A 15570-nucleotide genomic window follows, 5' to 3' on the forward strand; every position below is an offset into this window, starting at 1 on the left:
CTAACCCAACTTTAGGATGAAAAATAGTGCCGTATACCGCAAAAACACCCAAACAAATCATTACTAATTTAAGCTATTATTTTGGTAACAAGCTATTTATAATTCTATCGCACCAATAATTTTTTATAAGAGGAATTTGAGTTTATCATTTTACTTCCATATAATTAAATTTAATTAGGCTTATCCACAGCAATACCATCTCCATAGGCAGCCTTGCTGAAAATGTTCTCAGCTTCAACTAAGGGTATTCCCTCTATACTTATTTTTTCAACATCACTTTCACCTATTTTTTTGTTGGCACATTCAAATAAATATCTTACCCCCTGTGGTCTGAAGCCCAAAAGTCTTGCAGCTACTGTATCAGCAGCGACAGGATCACAGCCAACAATCACCAAACCAGTATGCCGGGCAATGCCCTTTGAAGGTCCTGTACCAATCATAGCTGGGCTTGCACTTATAATGGATAAATCAATAGGAATTTGCTCTGCCATAGCTGAGATAAAGCTATGCAGTTCCTTATGGATTCCTGTTTGTTTCTTGGGGAATCCGTGTTCTTCCGCAGGAGGCCACCCCATAGCTATGTTTTTGATAGCAGCTGAAACAGTTGCTTCCTCATGATATTTTAGTTGCGTAAAAGAAACTAAGACTGTCATTTCATTTAAAATCTTATTTATATTTGTTGCGGATACAATTGAATGATTTAGATTAATCCTTTCAAAAGGTCCGTGATTTAAATCAATAAATTCAACACCTTCTTCCGAAATAATTCTGCTATATCCAACTGCATCCATTACATTTCTTGTCTCGTCATCTGCTGAACCTACTGCTATCACTAGCCTTTTTGGATTTTTTTCTTTAAATAGCCTTATTATTTGTCTTAAACTTTCCTGTCCAACAACTATCGCTGAATTAGGATTTTGATTTTTAACCCAATTTGGTGTTATAACAACTACATCATTGCTATTTATAGCTGGAGTTACTTGCAATAGGTCAATTGCATCTTTTATTGCAATTGCTTCGTTTTGATTATAAGTAATTGCTACTTTTGAATTTCTCCATCGTCTTTGTCTCATAGTCTATACCTCTCTATATTATCTATATTTTCTAGTAAATACTTTATAAAATTCTTCTATAATTTTTTTACTATAACATTCTTACCATTATATTCTTTCCAAAAAAGGGCACAAAAAAACCTCTATCAGTGTAGAGGTTTAATATATACATTTTCTATGTAATTTTCATCCTTGGTTTTAAGATTTCTAAAAACCCTTTATAATTTTTTCAATTTTTCAAACTCTCATACTCATTCTAGTATGATAACGTATGCAAACATTACTCGTTCAAATCATTAGTCTCGAGAAACACAAACCAGTAATAATCCTTCATCGATGGTTACAGCAGCTTCATCCTCTAAAAATTCATTACTCACGCCCCAGGATGTAGAAAAAAGCATTGTGGCATTATCAAGTCTATATTTTAGTCCATAAGTTGTAACTCCAGTAACCCTTTCAGATACAGGAATCAATGACAGCTTATAGCCCTCCTGTTTTTTTATTTTAATAGTTGAATTAATAATAAATATTGTGTTGTGCTCATCAACAATACATGCCTTAATCCCAATATCCATACACTTTTTGAGCAAAAAAACATTAGCTAAAGAATGGTCTATTCTAGAACCCATTGCACCTATAAAAAGCAATTCATCGGCGCCTATTTCTGCAGCCTTCTCAATTGCAAGTTCAGAATCAGTCATATCCTTTTCTTCCGGAAATTTATTTTTCTCAATTCCCATGTCAACAAAATATTGTAAATCACAAGATATTGCAGAATCAAAATCACCAATAAGAATATTAGGAATAATTCCCATATTTCTTAAATGCCTTGCCCCACCATCAACAGATATTATAAAATCATCCATAGTAATATATTTTTTTATTATATTATAATCATTAATTGAACCATTACAAACTAAAACTGCTCTCATTATTCCACAATCGCCCTTCAAATATGATCTTAATATCAGTATTTATTATATTTAATATTATCTTTAATCAAATTTCGTACATAAAAAGCTATCATCGCGAAGGCTTATCAATAGTTATAGCTAAGTAATCACAAAACATGGCAATTGCTAGAACTAGTATGGTTCATTCTGGTGTTTGAACCATCAACACAATTGCCATGATGATGCATAGTTACTAATAATCCATAATAATTTGCTAAAGTCAATTTTCGTTAAAGCCTTCTCGGGAATATAGTTATTAATTACCTTAAGTAAATTTTTTAACTAAAACTAACACCTATATTTTAAATAGTTTTTTTAAAAGCATTCATTCTCAGTTGCTTTATAGACTCAACAGGGTCAGGTGAATTATATACTGCAGAACCTGTAACAATAATATTTGCACCGGCTCCAACAACTACATCAATATTTCCTGCATTTATTCCACCATCAACCTCTATATCTATATTAAGATTGTTTCGATTTATCATTTCTTTCAAGTTTCTAATTTTCTGAGTTGAAAACTCAATATACTTTTGTCCTCCAAAACCAGGATTAACACTCATTATTAAAACCATGTCTACCTCATGCAAAACATATTCCAGCGTAGTTAATGGAGTAGCAGGGTTGAGAGCTAATCCAACCTTCTTTCCACAGTCCTTTATAATTTGAATAGCTCTATGCAAATGTATATCAGCTTCCACATGAACAGTTATAATATCTGCTCCTGCTTCCGCAAATTTTTCTATTTGTTTACTTGGATCTTTTACCATCAAATGAACATCAAATGGCTTATTTGTGACTTTCCTTATAGATTTAACAACTTCATGTCCTATTGTAATATTGGGAACAAATTGCCCGTCCATAACATCAATATGAATTAAATCAGCGCTGCTATCTACTTTTTTAATTTCATCATCAAGACAAGAGAAATCTGCAGACAATATTGAAGGTGCAAGCTTAAGCATTTTATCATCTCCTTGAATCCGACTTTTTGTTTTTGTATTGCGGAATATCTTTTAATGCATTATATATATTTATATATCTCTGAAATCTCCCAATATCTATTTCACCACGTTCTACAGCCTCTCTTATAGAGCATTTAGGCTCTGTTATATGACTACAGGATGTAAATTTACAAGTATTTAAATATTTCGAAAATTCAGGATAATAATTTTCAATTTCATTATATCTGATACTTTCTAATTCAAAGGAACTAAAGCCAGGAGTATCAGCAACATATCCTCCATGCTTAAGTTCAAGTATTTCGGCATGTCTTGTAGTGTGTTTACCTCTCTCAATTTTATTACTGACGCTACCTGTTTCCATAACCCATGAATCCATTATATGGTTGAGTATTGTTGACTTTCCTACACCTGATTGTCCCGCTAAGCATGAAATATGGTCCTTCAATTTTTCTTTTAAAATATCATATCCTACATTAAGAACAGAACTTAACTCAATACAATCATACCCAACTTTTGAATAAATTCCACTTATATTTTTAGCTACTTCATTTTCTAAATCAATTTTATTAATGCAAATTATAACATTAAGCTTTTTCTTCTCTGCTGTAATAAGCAGCTTGTCCAATAGCATATAATCAGTATTTGGAGCCTTCGTTGAAACTACAATAACCATCTGATCTATATTTGCTATTGAAGGTCTAACCAATTCAGAAAAACGCGGGAGAATGTGATCTATAGAACCAATTCTCCCTTGTTCATCAAGTATACAAAAATCCACCTTATCACCTGGAAGAGGTATAACAGAATCTTTCCTAAAAATACCTCTTGGTTTACATTCATATACTATATTATTTTTTTCATCTTTAACATAATAAAAACCACCAATTCCCTTTAGAATAATACCAAGCGGCAAGAAACTACCTCCCAAAATATTTTAATATCCATTTCTATTAGTTTATTACTCCACTATATCTGTATATTAAGTATTAAACTTATAGTTGAGTAAGAAATAATTGCATGAACTAGTTAGTAAAAAAGTTTCTAATAGAATAATAAAATTTCACAAAATCAGTATTAATTAAAGTTACGGAATGGTTTCCGCATCTGTAACAGGTGGAGTCTGCGTTTCTACCGAAGACTCATCAGCTGGTTTTTGCCCTGTTTCTTCTGTATTAGTAGTTGTATCTGATGGTGGTACAACATCTGTTGGTGGTGCAGTATCCTGAGGAGTGAGAAAAATAGTTACTGAATCTCCCTCTGTTACATCCTCAAATGCAGCAGGTAATTGCCTGTCAACAATACCCTTTGTAACACCTGCTGGAATTATTTTTCCAAGCACCAGCTTTGATTCTGCTAAAAGCTTTTCAGCCTCGGTTTCAGTCTTACCAACTAAATTTGGAACTTTTACTGTTTTTAGCTCTGTTCCATTACTTACATATATTACCACTTCAGACCCTACCTTTAATTCCTTATCTGCAGCAGGTTCTGTTTTTATAACATAACCAGCTGGTATATCATCATTATATTCATTTACAAACTTTGAAGTTAATCCAGCTGTTTTAATTTCGTTTTCAGCCTCTCTTTTTTCTCTTTCCACAACATCAGGAACTTTTGCCATTTGAGGTCCCTTACTAATTATCAATTCTAAATTTGTATATTTACCATCTCTATATGTTGTGCCTGCCGGTAAGCTTTGTTCTAAAATAATTCCTTTTTCATAATCATCATTTTCCTGCCATATCTCAGTATAATTTATACCTTTAGCAATTAATTCTTCCTCCACTAAAGAAAAATTCTTACCTTTATAATTTCCTATTTCATAAGTCTCCTTATTACCTTTTGATAATAAGCTAATTGTGAAAAACAGAGCAATTGCTATAACTAATACACTTGTTATTCCCGCAAGCCAATATGCAGTTGTATTTTTCTTATTTTGCTTTTTAGCTTCCATATAATTATTTGTCGTATTGTTTCTGTTATGATTCGGTATATTTGAGTTATTTAATGGTTGCATCCTTATAGTTGCCTGATTAGAAGCAACATTCTGTCCAACAAAGCCACCCTGCGGACGAACTAATACTTTATTCAAATCAACTATCATTGCTGTAGCAGACTGATATCTAAGGCTTTGATCCTTTTGAACCGCCTTATTAATTATTTCATTAACTCCATAAGGTAAGCTTGGCATAAATTTTCGTGGCTCAGGTGGAATTTCTTGTATATGTTTAAGAGCAACAGCTACAGGAGAATCTCCATCAAATGGAACTCTGCCAGTAACCATTTCGTACATTACAATTCCAAGAGAGTATAAATCTGACTTATCATCAATAAAACCTCCCCTTGCCTGTTCAGGAGAAAAATAGTGCACAGAGCCTATTGTACTGCCAACCATGGTTATTGTTGAAGAAGTAACAGCTCTTGCTATACCGAAATCAGTTACTTTCGCAATACCCTCTTTTGTCATCAAAATATTATGAGGTTTAATATCCCTATGTACAATATTGTTCTTATGGGCATGTTCAATAGCAGAGCAAATCTGTATGCTAATTTTAATAGCTTCTTGCCAATCAAGCGCTCCGTTTTTATTAATATATTCTTTTAAGGTCAATCCATCTACATATTCCATAACAATATAATGGATATTATTTTGATAACCAACATCATATATTGATACAACATTAGGATGAGACAAACTAGCTACCGATTGTGCTTCAACATTAAAGCGCTTAACAAATTCTTCATCAGTTGAAAATTCAGCACGAAGTACCTTAATAGCAACAAACCTATTTAGCAATGTATCCTTAGACTTATATACAACAGCCATACCTCCGCCGCCAATTTTCTCCAACAAAGTATATCTATTTCCTAATACTTGACCTTCCATAATCCACCTCAATCTATATTCTGCCTACCATACAAATAACACTTTTTTACGCTGTTCCTATAACATTATGTCTTTTAAATACTTTCATAATATTATATTTTTCCCACGATTACTATAATATTACACCTTTCTCACTATTGCCATAATGTTATATCTTCCCAACTATTACTGTAATATTATCCTCTCCACCCTTATTATTTGCATTTTCTATTAAAGTATCACATGCAACTTGCGGATTTTCAGCATTTATTATTATTTCCAGTATTTCTTCTTCTGACAGCATATTTGTTAGACCATCAGTGCATACAAGTATCTCATCATTTTCTAATACATCTATTTCATATGTATCCACTTGTAAATCATGCTCATATCCAACAGCACGAGTAATTACATTTCTTTTTGGATGGTTAATGGCTTCGTCCTTTGTTATTGTTCCATTTTTTATTAGTTCTTCAATAAACGAATGATCACTGGTCATTTTTTGAATTGAGTTATCTCTAATAAGATAAACTCTGCTATCTCCTACATGTCCAATATACAGCTTATTATTTTTCAAAGCAGTAATAATAAGTGTTGTTCCCATTCCTTGTGTGGATTCATCTAGCATAGAATATTGATATAGTTCCTTATTTACATCTATAATTATATTCTTTAACAACTCTGATATTTCTGAGGTTTCCCAATCAGCTATCAACAAATGTTTGCAAACCGAATCAACCGCTTGCTTACTTGCCACATCTCCACATTTATGGCCTCCCATTCCATCAGCAATAACAAAACAGGGTGGAACACCTGAATATCCAACCAACACATTGCAATGATCTTCATTTAATTGCCGTTTTAATCCCCTATCTGTCCTAAAGCCATACCTCAATCTAATCACTCCTGATACAAACATTGAAATCCAAAGAATTCTTTTATTACTGCATTAGTCTGTTTTTTCGCAGTTGCCCGCAAGCAGCATTAATATCACTGCCTAATTCTCTTCTAACAGTTGTCTCAATGCCTCTAGATTCCAAAATGTTTTTAAATTTATCTATCTGAATTCGTGAACTTTTTTTATAACCATTGCCTTGAACTATATTTACAGGTATTAAATTCACATGACACAACATTCCTTTTAAAAGCCCTGCAAGTTCTTTGGCATCCTGCTCAGAATCATTTTCTCCTGATATCATCGCATATTCAAATGAAATCCTTCGTTTCGTTCTCTCTGTATATATCTTACATGCTGAAATTAATTTGTCAATACAAAACGACCTGTTTATTGGCATCATTTCTGAGCGTTTGTCATCTCTCGCACTATGCAAAGATATTGAAAGAGTAATAGGAATATTCTCTTCTGATAGCTGTAATATCTTTGGTACTATGCCGCAAGTGGAAAGAGAAATATTTCTAAAACCTATCTTCAGTCCATCTGGATGATTAACAATCCTTAAAAACTTAATTACATTATCATAATTATCCAAAGGCTCACCAATTCCCATTAAAACAATATGGCCTATTCTATTGCCAGAATCCTGCTGCATTGTCATAACTTGATCAAGCATTTCACCAGCCGTCAAATTCCTTGAAAAGTTTGCTCCTGTTGAAGCACAAAAAGTACAACCCATTTTACAACCAGCCTGTGAAGATATACATGCAGTAAAACCGTACTTGTACTCCATTAATACACTTTCAATTATATTCCCGTCCTCAAGCTCAAACAAGTATTTTGCAGTAGAGTCTATCTTTGATTTAAGTTTACTGACTAGCTTAATTCTGCTAATTTTGCAAACCTCACTAAGTTCTTGCCTAAGCTGTTTAGATATGTTAGTCATATCGTCAATGGAATTAATTCCACTGTTTACCCATTTGAATATCTGCTTTGCTCTAAAACGCTGCTGTCCCATATCTACAAGCATTTGCTCTAGTTCTTCTATAGTCATATCCATTAAATTCTTCATTTATACTATCTCACTTATCATTATATAGTTTATTATCTCTCTCTTATCATTTTACTGATAAAAAAGCCGTCTGTCTGATTTATATTAGGATATAGCTGTATATATCCATCTTTTGCACTGTTAATTTTCATGTTATTAGGAAGAAGTTCTTCGAATCCTATTAATTTAAAATGCTCATTTTCTTCTAAGAAAGCTTTAACATTTTCAATATTTTCTTCAGGTTGTATTGTACAAGTACTATAAACCAAATAGCCTCCAACTTTTACATATTTTGCTGCGTTAGATAATATTCTTCTCTGTAATTCAACTATTTCTTTTATATCGTTTAAATTCTTAGAATATTTAATATCCGGTTTTTTCCTTATTATACCAAATCCAGTACAAGGAGCATCTACTAAAACTCTATCTGCCTTTCCTATCAAATTTTCATCTAGCTGACAACCATCTGCTAATTCCGTTTTTATAATATTTATTCCTAATCTTTCAGCTGTATTCTCTATAAGCTTCAGTTTATGAGGATGAACATCCCTTGCTAATACTGTCCCAATATTATTCATAAGCTGTGCACAATGTGTTGCTTTACCACCTGGAGCACTGCACATATCAATAATAAATTCATTTTCTTTAGGCTCTAATATTCTGCTTACTAGCATTGAACTTTCATCCTGTACTTGAAAAAGTCCATTTTTATATGCCTTCAATTTAGTAATAGAAGATGGATTTTCAAGTATAATTGCTTCCTCCACATATTTCCACTTACGTGTCTTAATGCCCTCTTTATGTAATGCTTGAACAAGTTCATTTCTAGTAGTTTTAATAGTATTTACCCTAATTGTAAAGTCAGGAACTTGGTTATTACTTTTTAATAGTTCCTCTGTAAACTCTTGTCCAAAGATGGAAAGCCATTTTTCAACCATCCACTTGGGATACGAATATATTATGCTAAAATACTCAGCAACGTCGCTCATATCAGGATATGGAAGATTTGGAGTACTCTTTGCAACATTTCTTAAAACGGCATTTACAAATCTGCTAGATGACTGGTGACCATATCTTTTAGCTAAATCAACACTGGTATTGCAGGCAGCTGAAACAGGTATTTTATCAGTATGTAATAATTGATAAATTCCTATTCTCAATATATTAATAATCCAAGGTGAAAGCTTTTTCATTTTTACACTTGAAAACTTTTCAATAATATAATCTATTTGCAATAACCACTTAACAGTTCCGTATACAAGGTCAGTTACAAAAGCCCTGTCAATTTCTTTAAGATTGCTTTTCTCTAAATATTTATTAATTGAAATATTTGAGTAAGCAGCCTTTTCATTAATATCAAATAAAATCTTTAGTGCTGTCTCTCTAGCTATATCTATTGCCATATTAACCTCCACGACACTTTAGGCATAAAATCAGGCGAAATATTCGGTGGAGAACCTCAGCTTCGCAGAGGTACACTTTCTTTTTTGTTACCTTAAATCCACTTTCTTTCGAGTTCCTCCGATAATCTCTTTTTTTTTAAGTTCTATTTCTCTAATCTTTATTTACTTAATCCCTATTTTATTAATCTGTATTTTTTTAATCTCTATTTTTTAATCTCTATTTTTTCTTTGTCCTGCTATTAGCAATAATCTTATAAAACTTGCCACCGCTACTAGAGCAGATGCAACATAAGTCATTGCTGCAGCATTTAGTACTTTCTTTGCAGATTTTAATTCCTTACCAACAAGAAATCCAGAACTGTCCAAAGCAGCTATTGCTCTGCTACTTGCATTAAACTCTACAGGAAGAGTAATTAAATAAAACAATATAGCTGCAGCAAACATTAGTAAACCTATATTAATTATAACCGGCATTCCAAGAAATAAACCCAGTACAGCAATATATGGTCCAGCAGATGAACCAATATTAGCAACTGGTACAAGAGAACTGCGAAGTACCAAAGGCCCATATTTCACATCATGCTGTATTGCATGACCAGTTTCATGGGCTGCAACACCTATTGCTGCCACTGATGTACTTGAGTAGGTAGCATCAGATAATCGAAGCACCTTATTTTTCGGATCATAATGATCAGTTAAATTACCTGCAACCTGCATTACCTGAACATCAATTATACCATTTGCTCTTAACAGATGTCTTGCGACCTCAGCACCGGTCATATTTTTTGAACTGCCTATTCTGCTATATTTATTAAATGTACTTTTGACTAGAAATTGAGCCAGCAATGATATTAATAAAGCTGGTACAACTAGTATTATATAATATTCATCCATATAAAAATATCCCATAATTATCTCCCCACTTTAACAAGTCAAGAATTCTTGTACAATTCTACGCTCCAAATTTCATCTTAAATCCAGGCGTTATAACGAGGTATTAAATATCCTCCACTTAAATAATGCAAGAATCCACTTTAATTTTCAACATTTATAATATTTCCCGCCTCGATGAAACGCCGCCATATAGCTCGAAAATATAGTATGTGCAAACAAGGTGCATTTTCGAGCCACAAATACCACAATTGGTTTTTAACGGTATATAAATTTTCGTACATCGAAAATTTCATTTTTTATCTAGGCGTTATAAGCTTAGCTGCTCTACTCTTTTTTTAATTGCATCTATATCTACATCAGTATTAAAGCACGGTCCATTTGGAGTTTTATTTACAACACCCACAACTGGAATTCCTCTAACATCAGCAATTCCACTCATTAAATCTCTTTCACAAGCAACTGAAATAATTAGCTTTGGCTTGATTTTCTTTATAATATTGCGAGCAACCGTTCCGCCAGTAGCAATAAAAATACTAATATTTTTTTGCTCGGCAAATTCCAAAAGTGCTCCAATCTTACATCTTCCACAATGTTTACACAGTTTTGAGTCATTTGTAACTTTGATATTACATTCATTGTTTTGCAAACAATGTGGTAAAAGCAGCATTATATCCTGTGCCCTATACCTTTTGTTATCAGAATCCACTAGAATATTATTTAATTCAATATAAAAGTGTTGTATATTTCTTTTGGTATTGTTATTTGCCTTTTCAAGTAACAATACCAATGGAAGCAATACCAGCATTCCCAATTTAGTAAGCACAAGAAAAATACCGTCAGTCTTCTTCCTCTTGTAGGTATATGCAATAGCAACAGACATTAAAACAGCTAAAAACATACAAATACTTATTGCTGCTATAAGCAAAATTAATATTTTATTGTAATCATTAATAGACGCATTACGATACGCCAAACAAAATAATACTAGTAAAGCCGTAAATGCTGCTAATATTATTAGCGTTGCCCGAATAAAGGCTTTAATATTACTTTGTTCCAAATTTCTCACCTGCATCTATTTGATGTCCTCTAATATAACAATCAACCGTCATTCTCTTACTGCTATCACGCTGAATTTCTTTTACTAAAATACAGCCATCTCCACATTTAACTAAAATTCCGTCACATCCAACCTCTACTATAATACCTGCTTCTGCATTTGTATCAATTTGCTTATCAGGAACAAGACTTGTACGCCAAATCCTTATTCTTTCACCATTCAAAAACGTATATGCCCCTGGCCAAGGATCTGTTCCTCTAACTAAATTGTGTATTTCCTGTGCAGATTTGTTCCAGTCTATAAGTCCCAATTCCTTTGTCATTATTGGAGCATATGAAGACAAAGCATCATCCTGTGGTTGTCTTTTTAGCACTCCATTTTTTAGTTCTATTAATGTATCTTTTAATACCTCTGCTCCAAGTATAGCCATTTTGTCATGCAATTCACCAACAGTCATATCCGGCTCTATGTTAATCTCTTTTTTAAGCAGCATATCACCTGTATCTAGTCCCACATCGGTAAACATAGTAGTAATACCTGTGGTTTTCTCTCCATTTATTACTGCCCAATTTATTGGTGCAGCCCCTCTATATGCTGGTAATAATGAGCCATGTACATTAATACATCCTTTTGGCGGAACATCTAATAATTCCTTTGATAATATTTTCCCATATGCAGCAGTAACAAGCAAATCAGGTTTGAGCGCTTTTATCTCCTCAACAAATTCATCTGTTTTAATCTTGTTGGGTTGTAAAACCTCAATACCATGCAAGATGGCAAACTCCTTTACTGGAGGGGCACACATTTTGTTTCCTCTCCCTTTAGGCTTATCTGGTTGAGTAACAACTGCAACTACTTCATAACCTTCATTTACCAACATCTCAAGGCTGGGCACTGCAAATTCAGGTGTTCCCATAAAAACAATTCTCAAAAAGCTTCACTCCCTAAGTTAATCTTTATCTTTTTAAGGATATTCTTATAAATATTACTTCATATTTTCAAGTTCTTCTTTTGTGTACATTTTGTGAGCTCTATCCTTGTATAAAATTCCGTCAAGATGATCAATCTCATGACACACACACCTAGCAAACAATCCCTCAGCTTCAGCAATTACTGTATCGCCACTGGTATTCATGTATTTAACTTTAACGTACATAGGTCTTTTTACCTCTCCAGATGTACCCGGCAAACTCAGACAGCCTTCAGCTCCATCCTGCTCACCTCTTTGTTCAATTATTTCAGGATTAATCATTTCAATAAGACCGTCTCCAACATCTATTGTAACAATTCTCTTCAGTACTCCAATTTGAGGAGCTGCTAGGCCTACTCCATCTGCCTTATACATAGTATCCACCATATCCTCAATAAGAGTAAGTATTCTGTCATCAATTTTATCAACAGGTCTGCTCTTCTTTCTTAAAACCTCGTCACCATCTAATCTTATCTGTCTATAAGCCATAATAACCTCCCACACCTAATTTGGTATAATAATTTTTCAAATACAGTTTCAAATATTCTAGCAAAAAACACTTGTGGTTTTTTTAGTTCGAAAATGCACCATGTGCTCAAATCGGCAAAAAGCTGCTCACAGCTTTTTGATATTCAAAGAAAACCATTTATATATGAAATGCTAACTTCTCATTTTAGATTTGGTAATCTTCATTGCTCCATTTGAGGTACAAAATATAATACATATATATTATTCCCATTCATATTATAAAGCTAACATTAATTATGTCTATAATTATTTACTTACTATGTTTTACTCACCAATACTGTGTTTTCTTTCGACAATCGCATATATTATAGCATATTATATGGATTAATATCTATGCTCATCATAACATCATCATCCTTTGATTTTTTCCATATCCCATCTGACATTTTAGTTAACTCATCAATAAGAATATCTAAATCCATTGCTTTTACAACTAGTCTCCAGCGATATTTATTTGCTATTTTAGGCATAGGGCATCTTGATGGACCTAAAATAACAATATCAGAAGAGCCTTGTTCTATAACTTCTTGCTTTATATTTTTTGCAGCATCAAAAACTGCTCTATCCTTACGCCCGTTAAAAACAACTATTGCAATATTTGAAAATGGCGGATAACCCAATCTTTTTCTAATAAGTATTTCTTGATTATAAAATTTAACATAATCCTGATTTCTGGCAGCAATAATACTATAATCTTCAGTGTTATAGGTTTGAATAATAACTCTTCCGCCTATTTCACCTCTCCCAGCCCTTCCAGCCACTTGTGTCAATAGCTGAAAGGTTCTTTCTGACGACCTAAAGTCACTTACATTCAGCATACTATCAGCTGCTAATACTCCAACCAAAGTAACATTAGGAAAGTCATGGCCTTTAGCAATCATTTGCGTGCCCACCATTACATTTATATTTTCTTCTTTAAAACGATTAAGTATTTCTTCATGTGAATTTTTGTAGCCTATTGTATCGGCATCCATTCTAATGACTGTGCTATTAGGAAGCCTTTGTTTTACTTCCTCCTCAATCTTCTGAGTGCCAATACCAAAATATCTTATATTACCACTTTCACAAGAAGGGCATTTTGCAGGATTCATTACTGTAAAACCGCAGTAATGACATATTAACCTATTGCTCTTTGTATGATAAGTCATTGCAATATTACAGTTTGGACATCTTATAGTATATCCGCAATTTCTGCAAAACACAAAAGTTGAAAACCCTCGCCTGTTAAGGAATAGTATACTTTGTTGATTGTTATCAATATTTTTTTTAAGCTCCTCCATCAGTCGGAAGCTAAACGGAGTTCTATTTCCGTTTTCAAGTTCTAGCCTCATATCTACCAATTCAACACTTGGAAGTTCTGCTGACTTTGGGCGGTTTTTCATTTCTATAAGATCAATTTCCCCCTCAACAGCCCTATAATACGTTTCTACTGAAGGAGTAGCTGAACCATATAACAGGAGTGTACTGTTTATTTCACATCTTTTCTGAGCAACTTCTTTTGCACTGTATTTAGGCGTAGACTCTGATTTATAGGAGCCCTCATGTTCCTCATCAATAATAATAAGGCCTAAATTACTTATTGGGGCAAATATGGCAGAGCGAGCGCCTACTACAACATCCACCTTTCCCTCACTTATCAGTCTCCATTGGTCAAATCTTTCTCCTAGTGACAATCTACTGTGCATAACCGCTACTCTTTTGCCAAATCTAGATACAAATCTCCCTACCATCTGAGGAGTTAACGATATTTCTGGCACAAGCATTATAGCTTTTTTTCCCATTTCGAAGCAGTGAGATATCAACTGTAAATACACCTCAGTTTTTCCGCTGCCTGTTATTCCATGTATTAAGCATTCTTTGTATGCTTTGCTGTCCAGCTTTTGTTTTAACAGCAATAAAGCATTTTCCTGTTCTGCTGTAGGAGGAAGTGGCTCTGTCTTTTCATAGTGCTTACTGCTTAATGGATTTCTTTGCACCTCTATATCAAAGTATTTTATATAGCCATACTTGCTCAGCGTATCCAATACAGATGCTGTTACGCCAGCAAATCTTTTAATATCAGCAACTGACACTATTTCATTGTCCAGTAATATTTCCAGTACTCTAACCTGTTGTATTTTTTTTACTGCATTATTTTCAAGTTCATCTATAACTTCTTCTCTTGGCCTTGCTAAAGAGACACCCTTTATATACTTTGCATTGACCTTTTGCTCATAACTCTCTACTATACTTATTGCACTCAACTCACACAACTCTTGTATATAGCCCTTGAACCCCTTGAATCCGCACATATCTCTCAGCTGTTCATACTCACATTCTCCTCCGACACAGTACAAATTATGAATAATTTTATTCATATTGCTTTTTTTGTAGGTTATACTTTTATCGTAATTTAATAGTTTAACCTTTTTTATAGTTTTAACACTTATTCCTGGCGGAAGCATACATTTGATTATATCTGAATAAGTACAAATATACTGTCTCTTCATCCATTCCAATAGTTTTATATTATCTTCCTTCAGCAGTGGATATGGCTCTAATACGCTTTTAATTTTTTTATATTCTATAGACTTTTCAAGGTTATCTTGAGGATTTATTTCTAATACAAAACCTTCTTTTACCTTGCTTCCATTTCCAAAGGGGACTAAAACTCTACATCCAACACAAATTTGACCTATCAGGTCTTCAGGAACAACATATGTATATTTTTTATCAAATGCTCGCGTGGCATTAATCAGAACAATTGATGCAGTTGTAATATTCATCTCTTTTTGCCTCAAATAAAAGTTTTAGTTTATTTCAATTAGAATACTATTATAACAGATTTATATTTAAAATAATTTATGAACGCATAATATTTTATTATTAACGTATTTTTCTCATATAAAAAGTCTCCAACGCGTGTATTCTTTTAGTTTGAGGCAATTGAAGCATTCATA

General features: G+C 33.2%; 13 protein-coding genes. All 13 read right to left on the minus strand.

The genetic code is table 11. The annotated features are described in order from the left end of the window. Positions 1-170: 170 nt before the first annotated feature. Complete coding sequence (locus EHE19_RS11720) at positions 171-1073, minus strand: DUF362 domain-containing protein (RefSeq protein ID WP_137698677.1); 903 nt, start codon at positions 1071-1073, stop codon at positions 171-173. Positions 1074-1348: 275 nt separating this feature from the next. Beyond that, the gene (locus tag EHE19_RS11725) at positions 1349-1984 is read right to left on the minus strand and encodes a thiamine diphosphokinase (RefSeq protein ID WP_137698676.1); all 636 of its coding nucleotides are present in this window, start codon (positions 1982-1984) and stop codon (positions 1349-1351) included. A 323-nt stretch (positions 1985-2307) separates the two neighbouring features. Then, positions 2308-2970, minus strand: a complete 663-nt coding sequence (gene rpe, locus EHE19_RS11730) for a ribulose-phosphate 3-epimerase (RefSeq protein WP_137698675.1) — start codon at positions 2968-2970, stop codon at positions 2308-2310. A 4-nt stretch (positions 2971-2974) separates the two neighbouring features. Continuing rightward, positions 2975-3883 (minus strand): ribosome small subunit-dependent GTPase A, encoded by a 909-nt coding sequence (rsgA, locus tag EHE19_RS11735; protein WP_137698674.1) that lies wholly within the window; start codon positions 3881-3883, stop codon positions 2975-2977. 171 nt (positions 3884-4054) lie between these two features. Beyond that, the gene (gene pknB / locus EHE19_RS11740) at positions 4055-5854 is read right to left on the minus strand and encodes a Stk1 family PASTA domain-containing Ser/Thr kinase (protein ID WP_137698673.1); all 1800 of its coding nucleotides are present in this window, start codon (positions 5852-5854) and stop codon (positions 4055-4057) included. A gap of 148 nt (positions 5855-6002) precedes the next feature. Next, positions 6003-6728, minus strand: a complete 726-nt coding sequence (locus tag EHE19_RS11745; protein WP_137698672.1) for a Stp1/IreP family PP2C-type Ser/Thr phosphatase — start codon at positions 6726-6728, stop codon at positions 6003-6005. Positions 6729-6774: 46 nt separating this feature from the next. After that, positions 6775-7800 carry a dual-specificity RNA methyltransferase RlmN gene (gene rlmN, locus EHE19_RS11750; protein ID WP_137698671.1) on the minus strand — a complete coding sequence of 342 codons (1026 nt, stop codon included), beginning with the start codon at positions 7798-7800 and terminating at the stop codon, positions 6775-6777. A 32-nt stretch (positions 7801-7832) separates the two neighbouring features. Further along, entirely contained in the window at positions 7833-9182 is a 1350-nt protein-coding gene (gene rsmB / locus EHE19_RS11755; protein WP_137698670.1) for a 16S rRNA (cytosine(967)-C(5))-methyltransferase RsmB, read from the minus strand. Between the two features lie 210 nt (positions 9183-9392). After that, positions 9393-10091, minus strand: coding sequence for a zinc metallopeptidase (locus tag EHE19_RS11760; RefSeq protein ID WP_137698669.1), 699 nt, complete (start codon positions 10089-10091; stop codon positions 9393-9395). A gap of 292 nt (positions 10092-10383) precedes the next feature. Then, positions 10384-11133, minus strand: coding sequence for a DUF116 domain-containing protein (locus tag EHE19_RS11765; RefSeq protein ID WP_244648216.1), 750 nt, complete (start codon positions 11131-11133; stop codon positions 10384-10386). Then, positions 11120-12064 carry a methionyl-tRNA formyltransferase gene (gene fmt, locus EHE19_RS11770; protein WP_137698667.1) on the minus strand — a complete coding sequence of 315 codons (945 nt, stop codon included), beginning with the start codon at positions 12062-12064 and terminating at the stop codon, positions 11120-11122. Before fmt ends, EHE19_RS11765 begins: the two co-directional genes overlap by 14 nt. A 54-nt stretch (positions 12065-12118) precedes the next feature. Further along, entirely contained in the window at positions 12119-12592 is a 474-nt protein-coding gene (gene def, locus EHE19_RS11775) for a peptide deformylase (RefSeq protein WP_137698666.1), read from the minus strand. Positions 12593-12936: 344 nt separating this feature from the next. After that, positions 12937-15396 (minus strand): primosomal protein N', encoded by a 2460-nt coding sequence (gene priA / locus EHE19_RS11780; RefSeq protein ID WP_137698665.1) that lies wholly within the window; start codon positions 15394-15396, stop codon positions 12937-12939. Between the last annotated feature and the right edge of the window lie 174 nt (positions 15397-15570).

The sequence above is a fragment of the Ruminiclostridium herbifermentans genome, assembly GCF_005473905.2.
GTDB lineage: Bacteria > Bacillota > Clostridia > Acetivibrionales > DSM-1351 > Ruminiclostridium > Ruminiclostridium herbifermentans.

Excerpts from the sequence above, each read along its gene's own strand:
- rpe (WP_137698675.1), bottom strand. The coding sequence starts at position 2,970 with ATGCTTAAGCTTGCACCTTCAATATTGTCTGCAGATTTCTCTTGTCTT.
- def (WP_137698666.1), bottom strand. The coding sequence starts at position 12,592 with ATGGCTTATAGACAGATAAGATTAGATGGTGACGAGGTTTTAAGAAAG.
- EHE19_RS11720 (WP_137698677.1), bottom strand. The coding sequence starts at position 1,073 with ATGAGACAAAGACGATGGAGAAATTCAAAAGTAGCAATTACTTATAAT.
- EHE19_RS11760 (WP_137698669.1), bottom strand. The coding sequence starts at position 10,091 with ATGGGATATTTTTATATGGATGAATATTATATAATACTAGTTGTACCA.
- priA (WP_137698665.1), bottom strand. The coding sequence starts at position 15,396 with ATGAATATTACAACTGCATCAATTGTTCTGATTAATGCCACGCGAGCA.
- EHE19_RS11725 (WP_137698676.1), bottom strand. The coding sequence starts at position 1,984 with ATGAGAGCAGTTTTAGTTTGTAATGGTTCAATTAATGATTATAATATA.
- rlmN (WP_137698671.1), bottom strand. The coding sequence starts at position 7,800 with ATGAAGAATTTAATGGATATGACTATAGAAGAACTAGAGCAAATGCTT.
- rsmB (WP_137698670.1), bottom strand. The coding sequence starts at position 9,182 with ATGGCAATAGATATAGCTAGAGAGACAGCACTAAAGATTTTATTTGAT.
- pknB (WP_137698673.1), bottom strand. The coding sequence starts at position 5,854 with ATGGAAGGTCAAGTATTAGGAAATAGATATACTTTGTTGGAGAAAATT.